Raw genomic sequence first — 23,942 nt, 5'->3', positions numbered from 1 at the left:
TGTTTTTTCTCTACTTTATTTTTGATTCATTAAGCGTTCTTATTCCTAAGTACAACACGGATATCTATTCTAAAAAAATGTTGAAAAACACTATAAGACATCTCCATACTTTAAACATAATCATCTCACAGAAATCCAACAAAACACAAATAAAAAAGCATTATTAATTTTTGTCTTATACTTTAGTGTTATAGGCCTAATTGGTGCGCTTTTTATATCATATGATTGGTTCACTAATAAACACTTGTATATTTTTTTTTTGCCATCAATTTTGCGGACTATTTTTGTATAATGATATGGTGTCCATTCAGTTCATTATTTCTCAAAAGTAGCTGCTGTAATAGTTGTCGAATAAGTAATTGGGATCGTCTCATGAAATTTAGCATTCTTATTTTTATACCGAATATTTTTACTATAACAGTACTTATTATTGCACTATTAATTTTTATTCAATGGGAAGTTTTACACTGGAAACATTCTGAGCGCTTTTATAAGCAATCTAACGCCCTTCTTCATTGTTCATCATGCGATAAAATAACCTGTGGTGGGCAAGTCCTATTACCCATTAAGAAAAGGAACATCACTCTGAGTTGATGTTCCTTTTTCCTTAAAAGGGTTATATATTAACTAGATTGCCGTAATAACAAAATTAAGTAAGAAGAGTAATCCTAACACATACATAACAGGATTTACTTCCTTATAACGTTTTTGAGCTAACATGATAATAGGGTAGAAAATAAATCCAACCGCAATTCCTTGTGCAATACTGTAGGTTAATATCATAAAGATAACAGTTAAGAAAGATGGGATTACGATAGCTTTATCTGACCAATCAATATCTTTAAATTGTCTTACCATTAAAGCACCAACTAAAACCAGTGCCATCGCAGTAACTGGTGAATACACAATGAATCCATCAAATGAATCAATACCAACTGCGACACCATTTACAACGCTTAGTAACGGGTAGATTAAAAGTGAAAGTAAGAACAATACGCCGACAACAATACTACTTAGTCCGCTACGGCCACCTTGTTCAATACCTGTTGCACTTTCAATATAAGAAGTGACATTACTTGTCCCTAAGACAGCACCTGTCATTGTCCCAATTGAATCAACTAATAAGGCATTTTCCGAACCAATTAATTCACCATTTTCATCGACTAATCCTGCTTCATTACCAACTGCCATCAATGTTCCGGCTGTATCGAAGAAATCAACAAATAATAATGTGAAAATAATGCCAAAAACACCAGGATTTCTAAATAATTCACCGAATCCAGTGAAGGCTTGTCCAACAGTTCCTTTAATACCAACCCATAATCCCTCAAGACCTTCAGCTTTATAAGAAGGCATTAATAATAGATCAACTTCTTCACCTGTTGAAAACTGTGCAACTGTTGTAAATGCATCTGGGAATATTAATCCAAGCAATAATCCTACAATAGCTGTAACAAAAATTGAAAGAATTAATGCGAATCGGTTACCCATTGCATGTAAAATAATAACCAAGAAGATACCAAAAATACCAAGAAGAACAGTTGGATGAGATAAATCACCAAGTTCAACTAATGTTGGTCCACCAACGATGATTCCTGCACCTTGTAAACCGATAAAGGTGATAAAGAATCCAATTCCTGCCCCAACAGCATACTTTAATCCTGTCGGAATCGCATTGATTACCATTTTACGTAGTCCTGAAATTGAGATGATAAAGAACAATACCCCTGACACTAATACGGCTGCTAATGCTGCTTGCCAAGATAGTCCTGCAGCACCATAAACTAAAGTATAAGTGAAAAAAGCATTAAGTCCCATACCTGGCGCTAAAGCCACTGGTATATTTGCCAAAATTCCCATCAAAATTGATGCAATTGCGGCAGCTACAGCAGTAGCAAAGAAAACACCTGCAAATGGAATACCTGTCGCACTTAACATTGTACTGTTAACAGGTAAAATGTACGCCATTGCTAAAAATGTTGTGATCCCTGCGATGATTTCAGTACTTAAGTCTGTACCGCGCTCATCAAACTTGAAAAAGTCCTTAATAAACTCCATTAAAAAAATCCTCCATTTTAATTTTTTTGTAGTCAGTACCACACAAAAATCAAAAAAGAGAATTATCTCCAAATTGTTTTTATCGCTTTTCTTGCATCATAGTCCTACTGTTTACGGCTGTAGGGTAGAGACAATCGAACCTTATTTTCGATCATATATGATACCAACTGATTTTATAGTACCAAATCCCATAAACGAATACAATAGATTGCAAGCGTTTTCAAAAGAAAAACGCTATTGTAAGCGTTTCTTTAGAAATTTGTTATTTAACCAATATATTCCGAATAGCTCCAATATCAATCCTATTAGTATTATAATTCCACTCACCATCCAAAACGTGGTTGGTAATAATAATATCAATACATCATCTGATCGCAATATCCAGTCATTATTAGTAAAAAATAATTTATGGAATACAGTAAATGCAGTGTCAAAATCAATAACTATATATCCACCTACAAAAAGAATAAAAAATAATGGGCCTATCCACATTTTATCAAGTGTATTTATGATCTCATTTTTCTTATTTTTGTAAAGGAACATCAATGAGCCTGTCATTAGAATAAAACTACCTAATGCTGCTAATCTTAAGCCTGTATACACATTCTTTACGTCTACCATATGTCTAATTTCAATATCCCGCATTATAACATTGTCATCTTCAGCATCAATCCCAAAGTATAAATCATCATACCGGTAATTTAAATATCCAATAATGCGTTCGATTGCGTAATCATGATTATAATATATGTCATCATGGGAGTCATATATCCCTTTAGAAAGGTTCAAATATGGTGTTGTGGTTAATATATTAGCATTAATAATCACTAAGATAAAGGGGATGGTGATAAACAGTATCCCCTTTGACAAATCTCTTATTATCTTCATTCTGAAATACCAACTCGTTGATAAATCCTATCTACATTTTTCAAAAAGTAATTTATATCAAAAGATTCTTGAATCGCCTTTTGTGATAATACTTTATTAATTTCACGATTATCTTTAATTAATTGAATGAAATCTTTATTATGATTAAACGCCTTCATGGCAAGTGGTTGAACTAGATCATAGGCTTCCTCACGCGATAACCCACCTTCTATCAATTGTGTCATAACACGTTGTGAGAATATTACGCCATTGGTTAAATAGATATTTTCTTTCATACGTCCTTCAAAGACAGTTAATGTTTCTAGTACCTTCATATAACGTTTTAACATATAATCAAGTAACATAATCGCATCTGGTAACACAACTCGTTCAACAGAGCTATGAGAAATATCCCGTTCATGCCAAAGAGGAATGTCTTCAAAAAGTGTCACCATATATCCTCTTAACATTCTTGCACAGCCTGTGATATTTTCTGAGGCAATGGGGTTACGTTTATGAGGCATAGCACTAGATCCTTTTTGTCCTTTTCTAAAGTACTCTTCTACTTCTCTAACCTCTGTTCGTTGTAAATGTCTAATTTCTAATGCTATTTTCTCTATCGTTGATCCAATTAGAGTTAAGACTGATCCATAATGTGCATGACGATCTCTTTGCAATGTTTGTGTAGAAATTGAGGCACTCTCAAGTCCTAATTGCTCGCAAACATCATCTTGTACGGTTGGTGGTGTATTGGCAAAGTTCCCTACTGCACCACTAATCTTCCCACATTCAACATCTTTTCTAGCAGTGGTAAATCGCTTAATATTGCGGTTAAGTTCATCATACCAAAGTGCCCATTTTAATCCAAAGCTTGTAATCTCAGCATGAATCCCATGCGTTCTTCCCATACATGGTGTATTCTTATATTTCAGTGCCTGTGTTCTCAGAACTTCTTTGAGTTTTAGTAAATCATCAAATAAAATATCATTCGCGCGTTTATAAATAATACCGTTTGCAGTATCTACAACATCTGTGCTGGTTAAACCATAGTGCACCCATTTTTTTTCATCGCCTAAGCTTTCCGAAACAGTTCTAGTAAATGCCACTACGTCGTGTCTCGTTTCTTGTTCAATCTCTTCTATACGATCAATAGTAAATTTTGCTTTGTCCTCTATCTTGTTCACGTCTTTAAAAGGAATAACGCCAAGTTTAGAAAAAGCCCTTAATGTAGCGATTTCCACCTTTAACCAAGCATCATACTTTGATTGTTTAGAGAAAATGTCTCGCATCTCTTCTTTACTGTAACGATCAATCATTCTTCATAATCCTTTCATAACAAATGAGTGTATTTTGTAGCAATGAGGTTATTGTCATAGGTCCAACGCCACCAGGGACAGGTGTGATATATTTCGCTTTTTTAGAGATTGCATCAAAATCTACATCCCCAACAAGTTTTCCATCAACTCGGTTAACACCCACATCAATAACAACCGCTCCGTCTTTAACCATATCTGCCGTTACCATTTTAGGTCGTCCCACTGCGGCAATAATAATATCTGCTCGCTGTGATTTCATCTTTAGATTTTTAGTTCTACTATGTGCTAATGTAACTGTTGCATTATGTCTCGTTAAGAGCGCAGATACGGGTTTTCCCACTATGTTGCTACGGCCAATAACTAAGACATCTTTCCCTTCTATCTCGAGATCAACACTTTTTAACATCGTCAAAATTCCTTTAGGGGTTGCAGGAACTATGGCATCTCTTCCAAGGTGCAAATATGCAATATTTAATGGATGAAAGCCATCAACATCCTTTCTTATGTCAATAGCATCAATAATAGTATCTTCGTTAATATGATCCGGTAATGGTAATTGAACCAAAATACCATGAACATCCTCATCATTGTTCAAGTCACTTACAATATTTAAGAGGTCTTCTTCAGTAATCGTTTCTGACTTTAAAATTGTTGTGGAACGAATACCCGCTTTTTCACAGGCACGTTTTTTTGCTCTTACGTAACTCTGACTTGCAGGATCATCTCCAACAAGAACAACTACTAAATGAGGCGTTTTCCCATACTTTTCAATTGCAGATGTAACATCTTTTTTAACTTCACTTCTAATTGCCTTTGATAAGGTTTTACCACTTATAATTTCTGCCATTACGATCACTCCTTAGTTTGATATGAATCCAATATTTCACCAAAATACATTACGTGATAATCATGCTTTTTATAAAATCTATCTTTAACATCATCAGGAATGTTACTCGGTTCCATCGCTTGTTTATAAATAATCTTACATTCATAATGTGTTTCACACTCTTTTATAACCGGTACATTTACTTGCCTTCCTGGTAATAAAGTAAGATTACATTCTGTAATTTTATCCACATCTCTTCCTGAATGCCGTCCACAATAAACCCATTCCTCTTTTAATGTATCGCTTTTGGGTATGCTTACTGTAAATGCATCTGAATGTTCTAACATATCGTAAGTATCTCGTGTATAACGGACAAACACAACAAAGACTTTTTTATGCCAAACAAGGGATATTCCACCCCAAGCAATCGTCATTGTATTTACTTTGTCACCGACCTTAGTTGTTAAAAAAGCTGCTTTATCTAATTGATCAAAACTTGTTTTAAGCTGGTCATGATAGCTAATGTCCTTAATCATTATATCGCCTCCAAACGTATTATAACATCATTATCTCGTTTTTCTCAAAAAAAAGATAATCCACGTGGATTATCTTATAAGTACAGTTCTTGATATTTATCTTTTAAGAATCTTACATAGTACATTGGATTAAACGTCTCTCCTGTGACATCTTCTAATAACTCTTTTGGTGATTTACTAGAACCATATTGATGAATTTTCTCTTTAAACCAATCATTTATTACATTAATCTTATCATTCTTTATTAACTCATCAATATCTAAGTCTTCTGCCATTTTATAATAAAATTGAGCTGCATAAGCGCTCCCTAGAGCATAGGTTGGGAAATACCCTAATAGACCAGCACTCCAATGAACATCTTGTAACACCCCTTCACTGTCGTCTTTAGGTGTTATGCCAAGGTATTCTTTCATTTTCTGATTCCATACTTGCGGTAATGCATCTACTTCAAGTTCTCGTGAAAATAATTTCTTTTCAATCTCATAGCGTAACATGATATGTAGTGGATAAGTAAGTTCATCAGCTTCTACGCGGATGTGTGATGCCTCAACTTTATTAATTGCTTCATAAAAATCATCTACTGTAACATCTTTCAATTGTTTTGGGAAACGGCTTTTTAAAGACGTTAAATGTTTTTCCCAAAAAGCTTTACTACGACCTATAATATTTTCATAGAAACGTGATTGACTTTCATGAATCCCCATTGATGTTCCACCACTTAAAAGGGTATCGTTCCATTTTTCATCAACTTGTTGTTCATATGTTGCATGGCCAATTTCATGAATCGCAGCAAAAATACTTGAAAATACATAATTTTCAAGATAGCGTGTTGTAAATCTAACATCACTTGGATGCGTATTCCATGTAAATGGATGAACGCTTTCTTTCATAAGTCCACGGCTTTGATCAAACGCGAAGACATCCATTAAATATTCACAAAAATCCTTTTGTTTATCTGTGTCATACGACATATCAATAAAGTCCTTATGAAGGGATTTACCACTATTTAAAACTTCTTTTACAAAGGGAACTAGTTCAGTCTTTAATACCTCGAAGAAATTGTCAAAGTCGTTCATTGTCCATCCTTCTTCATATTCATCTAATAGCACATTGTATGGTAACATATCAAAACCGTAGTAATCGACAAAGCGACGATTGAAATCAATAATCTTGGCAAGATTATCTTTAAACCCGTCCCAATCATTATTTTCTTTGGCATGCTCCCATTTCTTTTGCGACAATTGGATAAGTTTACCATATTCAACAAACTCATCTTCAGGAATTTTTACAATCTTATCTAATGCTTTTTTTGCCTTTTTAATTTCTCTTTGCTGCAAGTCCGTTAAATCATCTAATTTAGCATATAAACCATTTACCACATCTTGATAAGTATCTGATGTCTGCATCTGAAAAAGCTCTTGATTGATAATTCCTAGCATGTCAGGGCGTTGACTGAATGCCTTATCTGGTGCTTCCGTGTTAGAATCCCAACCAACAACATTCAAAACATACTGATACGCTTTTCGTTTCTTAACCATTGTTTGAAACTGTTCGTAAAGTTCCATATAATCACTCCTTCCTTAAATTATATCATAGTTTCTTATGATAGTTTACTCAAATGTAATATTCCCCGAGACAGACTTCTTACTCTTAATATTTACATCATGATCTTTATCAGTGTTTTTGATATATATATCTCCACTAACACTTCGCAAACTGATGTTTTCAGGGTAAACTTCTTTTCCTTTTAAGCTTCCACTCACAGAGTGATATTCCACATCTTTAGCCGTAACATCTTTTAAATCAACATCACCACTTACAGATCGCACGTGAATATCCTTTTCGACTGTAACATGTTTCATCTTCGTGCTTCCACTTACTTGTGAAACAAATGTTTTTTTAGCTGTAATATTACTTAGCTTAATCTTGCCATTGACGGTTGTGAGGTGATGATGATTATCTGTCATATATTTTAAACTAATATTTCCATTAACAGTCTTTAATTTTAAATTGTTAGACTGTAATTTCTTTAATGAAACTTTACCATTAGTAATATTAATATCTGCAGCATCAATTACTAAGTCGGCTGGCAATAACACACGGAACTTTGCCGAATGTTTCTTTCTAAATGATATGAAGAAACTATTTTTCCGTTTTATAGTGAATGTTTCTCCATCACACCCAATATCATATTCCGAAATATTTGGCATTTCTCTTACATAAACTTCAATCCCCGTCCCTTTCCCTTGGGTAACTTCTAGGCTCTCATTTAATAATTTCACTTCGATATCAATGTCATCACCATTTATCGCATAGGTCTCTAACAAGCGATATCCCTGTTCATCGTCATAAGATTCCTCCTCAGTAGTATCGGCACTGATGGCTTGTGCGATATCCTTTGGATTACCAAATTTTTCCTCTAATGCCGTTTCATCTAATCCTTCTTCTAGAGCAGCTTCAATCATCTCTTCATGATCTTTGATTACCTCATTAATAACCTCATCTTTAAGACCTTCTTTAAACATTTCTTCTTTTAAACCTTTCAAATAATTTTTCATCTTCTTTTCCTCCTTTATTTAGAATCTCATATACGCCACCAATAAATGCATCCCAATCATCTCGTAACTTAACATAGTGATTATAGCCCTTTTTAGTGACTTTATAGTATTTTCTTGCCGCTCCTTTATCAGACTCTTTAAGATATGTCTCAAAATATTCCTCTTTTGTTAAACGTCTTAAAATTGGATAAATAGTGTTTTCATTAACATCTAAGTGTTTCGATATTTCGCTAATGATTTCATATCCATACATGTCTTTTGCCATCAACTCTTTTAATACACATAATTCTAAAATACCTCGTTTAAATTGTGCATTCATATAATCACCTCAAGTTAATCATAACACAGTACTGTGTGTAACACAATACATAATTAAAAAAAAGGACAAACGTCCTTTTTAAAACAATCCTTTCGCTTGTCCATCGTCATCTATGTCCATATCTAGAGCTGCTGGTCGTGTTGGTAGCCCTGGCATTGTTAACACTGAACCTGTCAAGGCAACAATGAATCCTGCCCCCACACTTGGCGTGAGTTCACGAATGGTTATCGTAAAATCTTTAGGTCTTCCTAATAATTTAGCATCGTCAGATACACTGTATTGAGTTTTAGCCATGCATATTTTTAAATTGTCCCAACCATGACGCTTAAATCGTCTTATTTGACGCTTAGCGGTTTTGGTGTAATTAACACCTTTTGCCCCATATACTTTTTTAGCAATTTTCTCTATTTTTGTTTCAATGCTATCCTCATTATCATAGATTCGTGTGAAATGGTTCTCTTTATTCTCAATCTCATTGATGACCTCGTGGGCTAAATCAACTGCGCCTTTTCCTCCATCCGCCCAAACTTTACTAATGGCATATGGATGATTTTGATCTTTTAAATATGTTGTTAAAGCAGATACTTCTTTTTCTGTATCTTTTGTAAAATGATTTATCGCTACAACATATGGTAATCCAAATGTTTTTATCGTATCAATATGTCTTTCTAAGTTATCGATACCTTCTAACAATGCTTCAACATTCTCTTCATCAAGGTCATTTTTGTTCACACCACCATGCATTTTTAGGGCACGTACTGTGGCAACAATAACAACTGCGCTTGGTGTGAACCCAGCTTCATCAGCTTTGATATCAAGAAACTTTTCAGCCCCTAAATCTGCACCAAATCCTGCTTCTGTAATGACATAATCAGCCAGTTTTCGTCCCATGTTAGTTGCGATAATACTATTACATCCGTGTGCAATATTAGCAAATGGTCCGCCATGAACTAATGCAGGCGTATTTTCTAATGTTTGTACTAAATTAGGTTTAATGGCATCCTTCAAGATTAATGCAATGGCACCTTCCATTTCTAAATCACCAACAGTAATCGGCTTTCTATCATACGTATATCCTATAACTATGCGTTTAACGCGTTCTTTTAAATCCTTCAGATCAGTTGCCAAACACAGAACCGCCATAATCTCAGATGCAACTGAAATATTAAATCCATCTTCACGAGGGATACTGTTTCCAACACCACCTAGACCAATGACAATATTGCGTAATGCGCGATCATTCATATCCATTGCGCGTTTCCAAGAAATACGTCTTGGGTCAATGTTTAAGCGGTTTCCCTTATGTATGTGATTATCAATAACAGCACTAATTGCATTATTTGCTGTTGTAATGGCGTGAATATCTCCCGTAAAATGAAGATTTAAATCTTCCATTGGAACAACTTGACTATAACCGCCACCAGCTGCTCCACCTTTAATTCCCATAACAGGACCAAACGAAGGTTCTCTCAATGCTATGATAGCCTCTTTACCAATCTCACGAAACGCTTGGCCAAGACCTACCGTTGTTGTTGATTTCCCTTCACCCGCAGGTGTAGGATTAATCGCTGTAACAAGTATCACTTTACCATTTTTATTTGTCTTTAACTTATGCACTGGTTCTAACTTAATCTTCGCTTTATAATTACCATATAATTCAATAGCGTCTTCTGGAACACCTAATCGAAACGCGATGTCTTTAATGGGCTCCATTTTAGCTTCTTGCGCAATTTGTAAATCTGTTTTCATAAAGAGACCTCCTTGTATTTTCTCTATTATTATTATTTCACGAAACCCTTAATAAATCAACCCTTACATAAAACGCTTACACAAAACTATATCAACATTTCACCTTAAATAGTGTATAATGAAGATACAATAAGTAGGTGATGAAAGTGACTATCGGAATAATTGGATTAGGTATTATTGGTGGCTCTTATGCAAAGGCTTTAAAACCTTATGGGTATGAGCTTGTTGGTATTGACATCAAACAAGAGACAATAGATTACGCCCTAAAGCATAATATTGTTGATAGAGGCAGTATTAGTGCAAAGAAACTTTTAAAAGACTGTGATATTGTCTTTGTATGTCTATATCCTAACCAAACAATAGATTTCATTAAAAAGCACATTAACAATTTTAAGCAAGACGCCATTGTCGTAGATGTTGCTGGTGTAAAGAGACACATGACAAATCAATTAGATTTATTTTTTAATGACGATATAAACATCGTGTTAACCCATCCCATTGCCGGTAGTGAAAAGAGTGGAATATCCCATAGTAAAGCCAATTTATTTGAAGGAGCTAATTTTGTTATAACCCCACATTCACGTAATAAAGAAGAACATATAAATCTCATCAAAACACTCGCAAAACAAATGGGATTTAGTACGGTTACAGAAATTTCTGATGTTGATCACGATAAAATTCTAGGATTCACCTCACAATTGACTCATGCAATTGCAGTAGCGCTTGTGAATAGTGACGCCTATAACTTTGATACTAAACGGTTTATTGGTGATTCTTATAAGGAATTAACACGAATTGCTATGATTAATGATGAATTGTGGACTGAGTTATTTTTTGAAAACAAGGATTTTCTAACTAGAAATATTGACACTTTTATTGATCAACTGAGTTTAATCCGGGATTCCATTCAAAATAAAGATAAAGATACTTTAACTAAACTAATGCAAAAATCGACTAAGACAAGAGAGGATATTAACAATGAATGATACCGTCGTTAAGCTATTTCCCACATCTTTGCATGGTTCTATATCCGCTATTTCCTCTAAAAGCGTTGCCCACCGTGCGATTATCGCAGCGGCGTTATCAGATCAACCGTCTACTTTATATAATGTCTTATTATCTGATGATATAAAAGCTACTTTAAACGCTGTGAAGAAACTCGGTACATCGATTAAAATAAAGGACTCCAGCATCTATATTAAACCAAAGAAAAAACGCTTTTTAAAAGCCAAAACCATTGACTGTAATGAGAGTGGTTCAACCCTTCGTTTTTTAATACCCGTTACATCTTTGTATGATAAAACAATCACATTAACAGGTCGTCAGTCATTATTAAATCGTCCTATGACATTATACGAAGATGTCTTTAATAAAAGTGACAGTACCCTTACAATAGCCGATAATAAAATAGTGGTAAACGGCTCTATTAAGCCAGGTGAATACATATTAAAAGGGAATGTTAGTTCCCAGTTTTTTACCGGATTAATGCTCACACTTCCTCTATTAGATGGAGATTCCACACTCATCGTTGAAGGTCCACTAGAATCTAAAAGTTACATCGACCTAACAATAGATGTGCTAAAATCATTTAACATCACCATAAAAGAAAGAGAAAACCGATATTATATAAAAGGAAATCAGCAATATAAAGGTAATCAATATACTGTTGAGGGTGATTTTTCTCAAGCTGCGTTCTTCTTTGTTGCTGGTGCGATTAACGGTGGTATTTCTATTCATAATCTGAATATAAATAGTGTCCAAGGCGATAAGGCAATTATTGATTTTTTAACCCAGATGAACGCTCAACCTATAGTCACGGATAATGGCTATACCATAACAAAAAAATCCACTTTAGGAACCACTATAGATATTTCAAATTGTCCGGATTTAGCCCCCATTCTATCCTTGTTAGGTTCCGTCAGTGAGGGGACAACAAAATTAATTAACGCCCATCGCTTAAAAATAAAGGAATCTGACCGGATTTATTCAACAGTATCTACTTTAAAAGCCTTAGGGGCTGATATTACAAACGATGATGAATCTATCACTATCAAAGGTAAAAAGCATCTAGAAGGTGGCGTTACTGTCGACTCATTCAATGATCATCGTATCGCAATGATGGTGGCAATCGCTACTACTGTATGTAAAAACCCAGTAACATTAACGAATGCGAAAGCTGTTAATAAATCTTATCCTTCCTTCTTTGAAGATTATAAGCGATTGGGAGGCATTATAGAGATTAAGGAGTGAATCCAATGAAAAAAGTCTTTGTTAAAACAAAACATCATACCTATACAGTGTATATTGAACACGATTTATTAAGCAATATTACACCTTATTTACCAAAAACTAGCAATTACATTCTCATTTCGGACGATAATATTCCAAAGGTATATTATGAAACAATACACAAGCAATTGTCAATTAAGCACAGCTATTTCTTTAAAGCAGGCGAACAATCAAAATCGCTACCTGTCGTGCAAGATATTATCGAACAAATGATAGAAGATGGCGTCACCAAAGATTATGTATTAATTGCTTTAGGTGGTGGTGTCGTTGGTGATTTAGCTGGATTTATAGCTAGTGTGTATTTGCGAGGTATAGACTATGTTCAAATTCCAACAACGCTTCTCGCTCAAGTCGATAGTAGTGTTGGTGGTAAAACAGCTGTTAATAGCCCTACAATGAAGAATGCAATTGGGGCATACAAACATCCAAAGAAAGTCCTAATTGATCCAAAAACGTTAAACACATTGGAAAATAGACATTTTAATAATGGTATGGCAGAAATTATCAAGTATGGGCTGATATCAGATTCAAAGTTATTCCATCGGTTAAATACAAATAACATTATCAATATTATTGACGAAATTATAGCAACATGTGTAGCCATAAAGGCGCGCATTGTCTATTTAGATGAAAAGGATCAAGGTGTTAGGCAACTATTAAATTATGGCCATACCATCGGGCACGCTATTGAACAATACTCAGAATATGAATTACTTCATGGGGAATCGATCGCTATTGCGATGCATATGCTCGCAAAGGACAAACCTTTTGAAGAATCACTCACACAATTATTAAGACACTACAATCTTCCGCTAGATTATTCATATAAAAAAGACGCTATTTTAAAAGCCATTAAAACTGATAAAAAAGTTTATAATGATCATTTAAATATGATTTTAGTAGATGAAGTGGGAAATGGCTATATAAAGACAATTAAATTGACTGAAATAAACAACTATTTGAGGTGATGATATGAGTACAATTGGCGATGCAATTCCAATCAGTCTTTTCGGTGAATCTCATGGAAAAATGATTGGTATTACGATTCACAACTTACCTGCTGGTATTAAACTAGATTTAAATATGATTAATAACGCGTTAGAACAACGACGTCCGACATCATCTTTATCTACAAAAAGACGTGAACCCGACCCATATCAAATCATAAGTGGGTATTTTCAAGATAAAACAACAGGAACCCCTCTAACTATTGTAATCCCTAACAAAGATACTAAGTCTAAAGATTATAACAAAGATATTTTAAGACCATCCCATTCCGATTATACTGCTCATATAAAATATCGTTCTAACCATGATTATCGTGGAGGAGGTCATTTTTCTGGCCGTATTACAGCACCATTAGTTATCTTAGGAGCAATATGCCGACAATTACTAGAACAAAAAAATATAATTATTGCTTCTCATATTGCATCCATTAAAGAAGTGAACGATGCTTCTTTTACACTAGATAACATCACTAAAGAAAATCTTAAATCACTTCTAAATAGCGCTTTCCCAGTAATTGACGATACCATTCTTCCTCACTATGAAAAGACAATTTTAACAGCTAAGGAAAATAAAGATAGTGTTGGTGGGACCATTGAAACAGCGATATTAAATATGCCAGCTGGTATTGGGGGGCCATATTTCAATACTCTAGAAAGTACCCTAGCTAAACACCTTTACAGTATTCCTGCCATCAAAGGTTTATCCTTTGGTAAGGGCTTCGACATCACAACACTTTATGGATCAGAAGCAAATGATCCTTTCACAATACAAAATGATAAAATTGTTACAAAAACAAATAACTCTGGAGGTATACAAGGGGGTATTTCCAATGGCATGCCGATTGTCTTTAAAACCGCTGTTAAGCCAACTGCCTCAATAGGTAAACATCAAAAGACCGTAAATTATAAGACAAAAGAAACTATGACCTATCAACTAGAAGGCCGTCATGATCCAGCAATCGTCCATCGCGTTGTCCATGTGATCAATGCTATGACAGCCTATGCACTCGTAGAAGTCTTAACAAAAGAAGAGGGATATTCATGGATGATTTAAGTACGTTAAGAAATAAAATAGACGATCTTGATTCTAAAATTATGGCATTGCTTGAACAACGTTTTAACTTATCACGTGCTGTTGGGGAATATAAAAAGAAATATAATCTACCTGTATTACATTCAAATAGAGAACAAGAGATATTTGATAAAACGTCTAGATATAGCAATTACCCACAAATCAAAGAAATTTATAAAACCATTCTTAAGACGAGTAAGGATGTCCAAAATTGAAAACTCACTTTGGTCTTATAGGTAAACATTTATCACATAGCTTTTCAAAAGAAATTCACGAACATTTCACAAATTCTAATTATGACTTAATCGAGCTAGATGAGATATCTCAATTTATGTCCGATAAAAAGTTTACTGGTGTTAATGTTACAATCCCCTACAAAAAGGATGTTATTCCTTTTCTTGATGAACTATCGGAAGAAGCAAGAGCAATTGGGGTAGTTAATACCATACTTAATTCAAAAGGAAAACTGATCGGATATAATACTGATTACTTTGGACTAAAATCATTATGTAATTATCATAATATTAGTGTAGATAATAAAAAAGTATTAATTCTAGGAAATGGCTCTACTGCAAGAACAATTGAATATTACTGTAATCAGAATAATACAAATAAAATCACAGTTGCAGCTAGACACCCTCGTGCTAATCAAATACACTTAAATGCATTAAATACATTAGACTATGACATCATATTTAATGCGACACCTGTTGGCATGTATCCAAACATTTTGGCACATCTACCAATCAAGTTTTCAAATAATACTCCGGTTAGTGTGGTGGTTGATGTTATCTATAATCCACTTAAATCGACACTATTGAGAGAAGCAGAGCAGTATAATGTAAAAACAGTTAATGGTCTATATATGCTGGTTATGCAAGCTATAAAAGCAATTGAAATTTTTCACAATAAAACAATCTCTCTTGATCATATTAATCACTATTATAAAAGGCTTCTTAAAAGCCGTTATAATATTGTTCTTATTGGTATGCCTATGTCTGGAAAATCGCTTTATGGTAAGAAATTATCTAACTTAATAAATATGAAATTGGTTGATATAGACCAAGAAATTGAAAAAAAAGAATCTATACCTGTTCCGAAAATATTTGAAGATAAAGGAGAAAACTATTTTCGAAATATTGAGTCTAAAGTAGTATTACATTACGCAAAAGAACATAACTATGTCATATCCTGTGGCGGTGGTGTTATAACAAGCGTTCAAAATATTGATGCTTTAAGGAGTAATGGAATAGTCATTTTTATTGATACACCACTCTCTATGCTAAAAAGGTTCTGCTCTAAAAATCGGCCATTACTAAAAGATAACAAATCACTTGAGATATTATATAATAAACGTTACAATACCTACATAAACGCTGCAGATATTGTTATAAAAAAGGATACTTTAGATGTAGATATAATTTTAAATAAGATGGTGGTGGCATTAAATGAATATACTAGTATTGAATGGACCTAACTTAAATATGTTAGGTATTCGTGAACCGAATGTATATGGTGAAAAGACCTATCAAGATTTAGAAAATACACTACAAGATTACGCAAGTGAAAAGGGTATTACACTTGATATAAAACAAAGTAATTTTGAAGGAGTTCTTATTGATTTATTACATTATGCGCATGAGCATTTTGATGGCGTTATACTTAATGCTGGAGCGCTTACCCACTATTCATATGCCTTGCATGATGCCATAAAATCTATAGGTGTTCCTGTCATAGAAGTCCACCTCTCAGATATTTCAAAAAGAGAAATATTTAGACAACATTCAGTCATCAAAGACGCTTGCCTTAAAACTTTTCAAGGTAATGGATTTAGCAGTTATCTAGATGGAATCAAATACTTAATAAAAGAAGAAGGTTAAAACAATGATTATTAAAATGAAGAAACAATCAACAAAAGAACAGATTGAAAAAGTTCAAAATCACTTGAAAGCAAAAGGATTCGAAATACACGATAGTGTTGGAGAAACCTACCACATTTTCGGAGTCGTTGGTGATACGGCACAATTCGATACAAGAAGCTTATATGCATTTGAAAGTGTCGATAGTGTTATTAGAATTCAAGAACCTTTTAAAAAAGTAAATCGAAAACTAAAAAGTGAAGATACCTTAATAAAAGTGAAAGATATCACAATAGGTGGCTCTAATCTCACTGTCATGGCTGGACCATGTAGTGTTGAATCCAAAGAGCAAGTTGAGATAATCGCAAAAGCAGTAAAAGAAAGTGGTGCTCATATCTTAAGAGGTGGGGCTTATAAACCCCGTACAAGTCCTTATACATTCCAAGGTATGGGAAAAGAAGGATTAAAGATATTACATGATGTTGGCCAAAAATATAACATGCCGATCGTCTCAGAATTAATGGATAAAGACCATATTCCAGAATTTCTAGAATATGTCGATATTATTCAAATTGGTGCACGGAATATGCAAAACTTTGCATTACTTAAGGAACTTGGTAAATTAAATATTCCTGTCTTGTTAAAAAGAGGCTTTTCTAATACCATTGAAGAATGGTTAATGAGCGCTGAATATATCATGGCTGGGGGAAATGAAAATGTTATTTTATGTGAACGTGGTATACGTACATTTGAACCTTATACCCGTAATACTCTCGATATATCAACAATCCCTATAATAAAAAAACTAAGCCATTTACCAGTTATCATCGACCCCTCTCATGCCGCCGGACATTGGGATCTAGTAGAAAGTTTATCAATGGCAAGTATAGCTGCTGGTGCCGATGGATTAATTATAGAAGTCCATCATGAACCAGAAAATGCACTTAGTGATGGAGCACAATCACTTAAACCGAAAAAGTTTGATGATCTAATGCAGAAAGCAAACAATCTTACAACCGTTTTAAATAAAAAAATATCCTAGGAGATAATTCCTAGGATATTTTTATATGATGTCATTAAGTATTATAGTTTGTTTTCTATCCGGTCCCACACTGAATATAGATAAAGGTATGTTAGTTAACTCTGAAATTCGATTTAAATATTTTTTTGCATTTAATGGTAAATCGCTCAATTTAGTTGTTTTAGTTATGTCTTCATTCCAACCATCAAGTGTCTCATAAACCGGCTTACAACGGTTATAGTCTTTGATATTAGCTGGAATATAATCAATCTTTTCTCCGTCTAATGTGTAAGCAACACAGATTTTTAATTTCTTAATGCCAGTTAATACATCTAGTAACATAACACTTAAGTGATTTATCCCACTGACACGCTTAGAATGTCTTAAAACAACAGTATCTATCCACCCAATACGTCTTGGTCTACCAGTAGTGGTCCCAAATTCATTTCCTGTTTTTCGAATTTGTTTTGCCACATCATCTTCAAACTCAGTTGCAAAGTATCCACTACCAACGCGAGTAGAGTATGCCTTTGTGATGCCTACAACATCTGTAATAAATTGAGGGGAAATCCCTGTATTAAGCGGAACGGAAGCAGCTGTTGGAGAACTCGATGTCACGTATGGATATGTTCCATGATCGATACATAACAGATTCCCTTGAGCTCCTTCATAAACTATTTTTTTATTGTTTTCATTATATTGATGAAGTAATAAGCTCGTATCTCTTACAAGCGCCTTTATCTCTTTAGCATATGTTTTGTATTCATTAAAAACTGTGTCGATATCGAATATCGGGTAGTCATACAATTTAAATAACTTATTATAATATGTAATATTATCAGATAATTTATCATAAAATGTCTCTTCATCGATGAAGTCCGCCATTCTAATGCCGGTACGACTAACTTTATCCATATATGCTGGCCCGATACCCTTTTTGGTTGTCCCCACCTTTTTTTCATTAGACTTCAAATCTTCATATAATTGATCTAACTGGATATGATAAGGAAGCAAAACATGTGCTCTATTACTAATTGCTAAATTATACTCAGTAATATCATTATTGTGAAGCATTGTTAACTCCTCTAATAATGCTTTTGGGTTGATTACCATCCCATTAGCTAAGATATTCATAGCATCTTGTCTAAAAATGCCAGATGGAATGAGATGTAAAGCATACTTATTTCCATCGAATGTAATAGTATGTCCTGCATTGTTTCCCCCTTGGAACCTGACAACGACATCAGCTTTCCCTGCGAGAAAGTCAGTAATTTTCCCTTTTCCTTCATCTCCCCATTGTGTACCTACAATAACAACATTTTTCATATTATCCTCCTAATATTGTCTCAATATATCTCTTGCAATCCAAACACCGCTTGCACCAGCCTGCGCTAAACCTCGCGTTATCCCAGCACCGTCACCACCAAAATATAGTCCTTTTACTGGTGATTCAAAATGCTTATTGAGTTCTGGCCTTGCACTATAAAATTTCGCTTCAACGCCATAGAACAAGGTATGATCAGAGGCAATACCTGGTGTGACATTTTCAAGGGCTTCTACCATTTCAATCAATGATTTCATGGTATTATACGGTAATACCAACCCTAAATCTCCCGGAACTGCTTCTTTTAATGTAGCATCAACAAAGCTCTCTTTTAACCGTTTTTCTGTCGTTCGTCTCCCTCGCTTAATATCCCCATAAGTTTGTACAATTATTGAACCATTACTTAATTTATTTGCTAATCGGCTAACTTCATGAGCAAACTCATTAGGTTCACTAAAGGGTTTTGAAAATTTATGTGAGACAAGTAAGGCAAAGTTTGTATTATGGCTTCCTAATTTGGGATCTCGATAAGAATGCCCATTTGCCAGCATTGTCCCACTATGGTTTTCAATAACCACATGTCCACTAGGATTAGAACAAAACGTTCTAACCGTTGTTCCAACGCTTGTGCGGTAAATAAATTTTCCTTCATACAAGTTTGTGTTAATCTCTTCCATGAGTTCATCATTTGTTTCTACCCGTACGCCTATATCAACTTGGTTTGCTGTTTGTGGAATGTCATATTGTTTACTTAGTTCGGTTAACCAACTCGAACCATCACGGCCTGGCGCAATCAACACTTGGTTACATTTGATGATATTGTCTTTTGTAACTACGCCTTTAACCAAGCGATTTTCCACTAATAAATCTGTGACTTCCGTTTTATAAATCATGGTGATTTTATTTGATAAATATGTGTAAATACTCTTTAAAATCTCTAAATTGTCCTCTGTACCTAGATGTCGTACTTTTGCACGTAATAGTTTTAATCCAGAGGCTAATCCTCGGCGTTCAATTTCTTTTACTTTTTGTGTTGTGGGATCTGTTATGGTATGTGTTGCTCCATGTTTTAAATTGATTTGATCAACATATTGGATTAATTGCTCAACTTCATATTTTTCAAGGTAATCAGTCATCCACCCACCAAATTCACTGGTAATATTAAACTTCCCATCGGAATACGCTCCTGCACCGCCAAATCCATTTGTGATTGAACAAGCAGGATAGCACCCACTTACGCCCTTTTTGTTGACTGGACATTTTGTTATTTTTTTCTCTAAAATTGGGCATTTACGATCATATATATCTAACCCTTTATCTAATAATAAAACGTCCACATCAGGATTTTTTTGCTTAAGCTCATATGCGGCAAAAATCCCCGCAGGGCCAGCTCCAACAATGACAACATCATAGTAATCTTTCATAATTCCTCCTAAAAAAAGCAAAAGACGCATCATCTTTATAGGATCACTATAAATGGGGTTTGATGCGTCATAAGTTTTCTCCATTTGTATAGTAACATTGTCAATAAGACGTGTCAATAACCAATTATAATCTTTGGCTTACACATTATTATATAGGCCTCTATATAGCGATTTCCCTTAATTACATTATTTGTAATAATGCAACAATTGTATAGAGATAATGGGTATTTAGTTTTACTGTGTCAATAATTATATTTAGTTTGTCTAAGCGATATGAAAAGCGTATGTATGGACTAATTTCATTGGCTCTATTAAATAGGTATTCTCCATTAATATCCTTTGATTTTTCTGTTGAGAGAGTGAAAGTTATATTAGTTTTTGTCTCTCTCACTTTTTCTATACCCACCTTTGAAGCAAGGTGTTCGAATAATTTTTCATACATATAGAGTATAATGTCTTCATTCGGCGCACCAAAGCGATCGGTGAACTCTTCTTTTAGTTGTTCAATATCATCAATAGCCGTTATTTTAGCTATTTTCTTATGCATTTCTATTTTGACATAGTCATTTTGAATATAATTTGTATCAATGTATTTATCAACTTGAAGACGAATATTAGATTGTTCATCCGGTTTCTCAAGTGATACGGCTTTACCAGATTGTCTTGCATCAACTTCTTCTTTTAACATATCTAGAAATAAATCAATTCCAACACTATCCATAAATCCAGATTGTTCCGTCCCTAAAATGTCTCCCGCACCACGAATAGACAAATCTCTCATCGCTATCTTGAAACCAGATCCAAGTTCTGTAAACTCTTTAATAACCTTAAGACGCTTTGTCGCTTCATCTGTTAGCGTTTTGTCTTTTTGGTACATTAAGTATGCATAGGCTATCCGATTCGAGCGTCCTACTCGTCCTCTTAACTGATACAATTGAGCTAAGCCAAGACGATCTGCATCATGTACGAGTAATGTATTGGCATTAGGAATATCAATACCTGTTTCAATAATTGTTGTGGATACTAATACATCGTATTCATTGTCTATAAATGCTGTGATCACTTCTTCAAGCTTTAATCTACTCATTTTACCATGGGCATAAATAACACGCGCTTCAGGACATAATCTTTGTATACGGTAAGCCACACTTTGAATGTCATCAACACGATTATATAAATAGAATACTTGTCCATCTCTAGCCATTTCCCGTTGAATGGCATCGCGAATGACTGAGTCGTTTCTTTCAAGAACATAGGTTTGAATCGGATATCTATTCAATGGTGGTGTTTCAAGTAAACTCATATTCTTAACACCCATGATAGCCATTTGTAAGGTTCTAGGAATTGGGGTGGCACTCAATGATAGCACATCGATATTAACTTTCATCTGTTTTATAATTTCCTTATGCTCAACACCAAACCGTTGTTCCTCATCAATGATTAATAATCCCAAGTCATTAAATTGCATATCTTTAGATAGTAGCCTATGGGTTCCAATCACGATATCAATATCTCCAACACTTGCTTTTTGGATGATATCCCGTTGTACTGCTTTTGTTACAAAACGATTTAATAGACCAATTTTAATGCCAAACTGATCAAACCGTTCCTTAAATGTATAAAAGTGTTGTCTTGATAATACGGTTGTCGGGGCTAGATAAGCAACTTGTTTGTTATCTAACACTGCTTTAAATGCTGCTCTCATAGCAACTTCTGTTTTCCCATACCCTACATCACCACATAGTAAACGATCCATTGGCACAGGTTTTTCCATGTCCACTTTAATGTCTTTAATCGCAGATAATTGATCATCAGTTTCAATGTATGGAAATTCTCGCTCAAACTCTTTTTGTAACTCTGTATCTTCACTATAGGCGAATCCTTCTGCTTTTTCACGCTCTGCATATAATTTAATCAGTTTATCTGCAATATTTTTTACGCGTTTACGGACACGTTGTTTGGTTTTTGCCCAAGCTGTACCGCCTAGGCGATTGATTTTTGGCTTCTTACCTTCGCTTGCTACATATTTTTGAATTAAATGAATATTCTCAACAGGGATATAAAGTGAATCGTCCCCTTTATAAGCAATATGGACATAATCATTGGTACGATCGCCTAAAGACATTTCTTTAACGCCTAAAAATCGCCCAATACCGTGATCATAATGGACTATCAAATCACCTTTTTTCAGTTCATTAACTGTCGATACTTTTTTTGTATCCTTTAAAGATGACTTGAACTTAGCTTTCTTTGTTTGTTTTTTATGAAATATGCCTGCTTCTGACAGAAATATTGTATTAATACTAAAAAACTCAATTGGATTGTTAAAGTCACTTTCAATAATATTCAGTTGTTTTGGAGAGATACTATCATTGTTCCCAATGATTTGATAAGATATTTTATCTTCAATTAATTTGGTAAAATCAACAAGTTTTTGATGCGAGTTAAATGTCAGGATTGTTGTTGTGAATCCATCATACTTTTTTAAGTCTTCCATCAACATTTTGAGATTACCATTGTACTCAGTAACTTCTTTTGATTTGACATTAATTTGATTATTATCCTTATTAACTTTATCTCCAAAAACGTCTAATTTAAGGGTTTTCCCATTGTATACATGATCAATGTCTTTAATGAATTTAAACCCTAACTTAGGATAGTCATTTGTCGTTTGATACCACTCAGTTATGTCATGAAGTATATTATCGTAATTATCTAATACCTGTTGGTGATTCCAAAAAACTACGACATTATTACCTAAGTAATCGCTAATCGTTTCTTGATGATCGTAAACAAATATCATGTATCTATATAGATTATCCATTTCATGACGATGTTCTAATTGGTTGAGTTCTTCTTCAATACGTTGTTGTGATTTTTTATCAAAATCTTTCGCAGTCTCATTTACTTGCGCTTTTATCTCTTCAAATGTCTTATCTGAATAGAAAAATTCAAATATCGGAAACACATCGTATGTCTTTATTTTAATTGTAGAACGTTGTGTATCCGTCTCAAACTTTCTCATCGTATCGATTTCATTATCAAAAAAGTCGATTCTAATTGGCTCCGCTTGATTAATGGGGTAGACATCTATAATACTTCCCCGAACACTAAATTCCCCTTGGTTTTCAACAATGTCTTCCCGTTGATATCCTAGATGAACGAGTTGCTCTACAAGTTCATCTACTTCAATGATTTTTCCTTTAAAAAGCTTTAATATAGCCTTTTCCCATGATTTCAAAGGAATAAGTTCTTTTGTGAATCCAGTCGTATTAGTTACGACAATCAACGGTTTATCTTCTAATATTTTTGCGACTGTATTCATTCTTTCAACTTTAAACTCTGTACTCATGGCAAGCATCTCTGTGGTCATAAACTCATCTTGTGGGAAGAAGGTTAATTGATCTTCTGGTATAACATTACCTAGTCTTTCATAGACTTTTTGAGCCTTATAGATATTTGGCGTCACAATCACCATAGATTCTTTATGTTCGTCAAAATAAGCTCCTACTAATAATGTATTAATAGCATCATTTGAGTTAATAATATGGCTTTCTGCTACTTGTCTTAATTGTTGGTTATATTGTCTATAAAAAGGGGTTGCTTTAAGATAATTCAATATCGGTTTCATAATAACACCTCCACGTACAATTGGCGAAATCCCTAAACTTAGGGGGATTCGCTAATTTGCATAATAATAGTATCACAATGTATTTA

20 protein-coding genes and 1 riboswitch are annotated in these 23,942 nt (G+C 34.2%); of the genes, 8 read left to right on the top strand and 12 right to left on the bottom strand.

Going from position 1 to position 23,942, the window contains the following annotated elements:
* Positions 1-627 precede the first annotated feature (627 nt).
* The 9 genes from UMR38_02350 to UMR38_02310 all read right to left on the bottom strand — a co-directional run bounded on the left by UMR38_02350 (position 628) and on the right by UMR38_02310 (position 10,229).
* The gene (locus UMR38_02350) at positions 628-2,058 is read right to left on the bottom strand and encodes an NCS2 family permease (GenBank protein MEC9484701.1); all 1,431 of its coding nucleotides are present in this window, start codon (positions 2,056-2,058) and stop codon (positions 628-630) included.
* A gap of 79 nt (positions 2,059-2,137) precedes the next feature.
* A riboswitch (purine riboswitch) is annotated at positions 2,138-2,239 on the bottom strand.
* Positions 2,240-2,292: 53 nt separating this feature from the next.
* Positions 2,293-2,946, bottom strand: coding sequence for a TIGR01906 family membrane protein (locus UMR38_02345; GenBank protein MEC9484700.1), 654 nt, complete (start codon positions 2,944-2,946; stop codon positions 2,293-2,295).
* A complete protein-coding gene (purB, locus tag UMR38_02340) occupies positions 2,943-4,241 on the bottom strand; it encodes an adenylosuccinate lyase (protein MEC9484699.1) in 1,299 nt (432 codons plus the stop codon). The genes UMR38_02345 and purB overlap by 4 nt, the downstream gene beginning before the upstream one ends.
* A complete protein-coding gene (gene folD, locus UMR38_02335) occupies positions 4,234-5,088 on the bottom strand; it encodes a bifunctional methylenetetrahydrofolate dehydrogenase/methenyltetrahydrofolate cyclohydrolase FolD (GenBank protein MEC9484698.1) in 855 nt (284 codons plus the stop codon). Before folD ends, purB begins: the two co-directional genes overlap by 8 nt.
* A gap of 5 nt (positions 5,089-5,093) precedes the next feature.
* Entirely contained in the window at positions 5,094-5,603 is a 510-nt protein-coding gene (locus UMR38_02330; protein ID MEC9484697.1) for a flavin reductase family protein, read from the bottom strand.
* Positions 5,604-5,677: 74 nt separating this feature from the next.
* Positions 5,678-7,168: a carboxypeptidase M32 gene (locus tag UMR38_02325; protein ID MEC9484696.1), complete on the bottom strand. Its 1,491-nt coding sequence runs from the start codon at positions 7,166-7,168 to the stop codon at positions 5,678-5,680.
* 45 nt (positions 7,169-7,213) lie between these two features.
* Positions 7,214-8,161: a DUF4097 family beta strand repeat-containing protein gene (locus UMR38_02320; GenBank protein MEC9484695.1), complete on the bottom strand. Its 948-nt coding sequence runs from the start codon at positions 8,159-8,161 to the stop codon at positions 7,214-7,216.
* The gene (locus UMR38_02315) at positions 8,121-8,480 is read right to left on the bottom strand and encodes a PadR family transcriptional regulator (protein ID MEC9484694.1); all 360 of its coding nucleotides are present in this window, start codon (positions 8,478-8,480) and stop codon (positions 8,121-8,123) included. Before UMR38_02315 ends, UMR38_02320 begins: the two co-directional genes overlap by 41 nt.
* 78 nt (positions 8,481-8,558) lie before the next feature.
* A complete protein-coding gene (locus UMR38_02310; GenBank protein MEC9484693.1) occupies positions 8,559-10,229 on the bottom strand; it encodes a formate--tetrahydrofolate ligase in 1,671 nt (556 codons plus the stop codon).
* Positions 10,230-10,375: 146 nt separating this feature from the next.
* Here UMR38_02310 and UMR38_02305 point away from each other — a divergent pair, with 146 nt between their 5' ends.
* From UMR38_02305 to aroF, 8 genes are read left to right on the top strand one after another with little or no spacing between them, the layout of a single operon-like run.
* Positions 10,376-11,215, top strand: coding sequence for a prephenate dehydrogenase (locus UMR38_02305; protein MEC9484692.1), 840 nt, complete (start codon positions 10,376-10,378; stop codon positions 11,213-11,215).
* Complete coding sequence (aroA, locus tag UMR38_02300) at positions 11,208-12,479, top strand: 3-phosphoshikimate 1-carboxyvinyltransferase (protein MEC9484691.1); 1,272 nt, start codon at positions 11,208-11,210, stop codon at positions 12,477-12,479. Before UMR38_02305 ends, aroA begins: the two co-directional genes overlap by 8 nt.
* A 5-nt stretch (positions 12,480-12,484) precedes the next feature.
* Positions 12,485-13,486, top strand: a complete 1,002-nt coding sequence (gene aroB, locus UMR38_02295; protein MEC9484690.1) for a 3-dehydroquinate synthase — start codon at positions 12,485-12,487, stop codon at positions 13,484-13,486.
* A gap of 4 nt (positions 13,487-13,490) precedes the next feature.
* A complete protein-coding gene (gene aroC, locus UMR38_02290; GenBank protein MEC9484689.1) occupies positions 13,491-14,579 on the top strand; it encodes a chorismate synthase in 1,089 nt (362 codons plus the stop codon).
* Entirely contained in the window at positions 14,567-14,812 is a 246-nt protein-coding gene (locus tag UMR38_02285) for a chorismate mutase (protein MEC9484688.1), read from the top strand. The genes aroC and UMR38_02285 overlap by 13 nt, the downstream gene beginning before the upstream one ends.
* Positions 14,809-16,074, top strand: a complete 1,266-nt coding sequence (locus tag UMR38_02280; protein MEC9484687.1) for a shikimate kinase — start codon at positions 14,809-14,811, stop codon at positions 16,072-16,074. Before UMR38_02285 ends, UMR38_02280 begins: the two co-directional genes overlap by 4 nt.
* The gene (locus UMR38_02275) at positions 16,046-16,477 is read left to right on the top strand and encodes a type II 3-dehydroquinate dehydratase (protein MEC9484686.1); all 432 of its coding nucleotides are present in this window, start codon (positions 16,046-16,048) and stop codon (positions 16,475-16,477) included. Before UMR38_02280 ends, UMR38_02275 begins: the two co-directional genes overlap by 29 nt.
* Before the next feature lie 4 nt (positions 16,478-16,481).
* Entirely contained in the window at positions 16,482-17,498 is a 1,017-nt protein-coding gene (aroF, locus tag UMR38_02270) for a 3-deoxy-7-phosphoheptulonate synthase (GenBank protein ID MEC9484685.1), read from the top strand.
* Positions 17,499-17,519: 21 nt separating this feature from the next.
* On the opposite strand, the gene UMR38_02265 is transcribed toward aroF, so the two are convergent.
* The 3 genes from UMR38_02265 to mfd all read right to left on the bottom strand — a co-directional run bounded on the left by UMR38_02265 (position 17,520) and on the right by mfd (position 23,856).
* On the bottom strand, positions 17,520-18,803 hold the full coding sequence (locus UMR38_02265) for an adenylosuccinate synthase (protein MEC9484684.1): 1,284 nt from the start codon (positions 18,801-18,803) through the stop codon (positions 17,520-17,522).
* Between the two features lie 9 nt (positions 18,804-18,812).
* Complete coding sequence (locus UMR38_02260) at positions 18,813-20,225, bottom strand: NAD(P)/FAD-dependent oxidoreductase (GenBank protein ID MEC9484683.1); 1,413 nt, start codon at positions 20,223-20,225, stop codon at positions 18,813-18,815.
* Positions 20,226-20,406: 181 nt separating this feature from the next.
* A complete protein-coding gene (gene mfd / locus UMR38_02255; GenBank protein MEC9484682.1) occupies positions 20,407-23,856 on the bottom strand; it encodes a transcription-repair coupling factor in 3,450 nt (1,149 codons plus the stop codon).
* Positions 23,857-23,942: the final 86 nt, after the last annotated feature.

The sequence above is a fragment of the Candidatus Izemoplasma sp. genome, from assembly GCA_036172455.1.
Taxonomy (GTDB): Bacteria; Bacillota_I; Bacilli_A; order Izemoplasmatales; family Izemoplasmataceae; genus JAIPGF01.
Note: the sequence above shows the minus strand (reverse complement) of the source record. Positions and strands in the feature narration are given on the sequence as shown.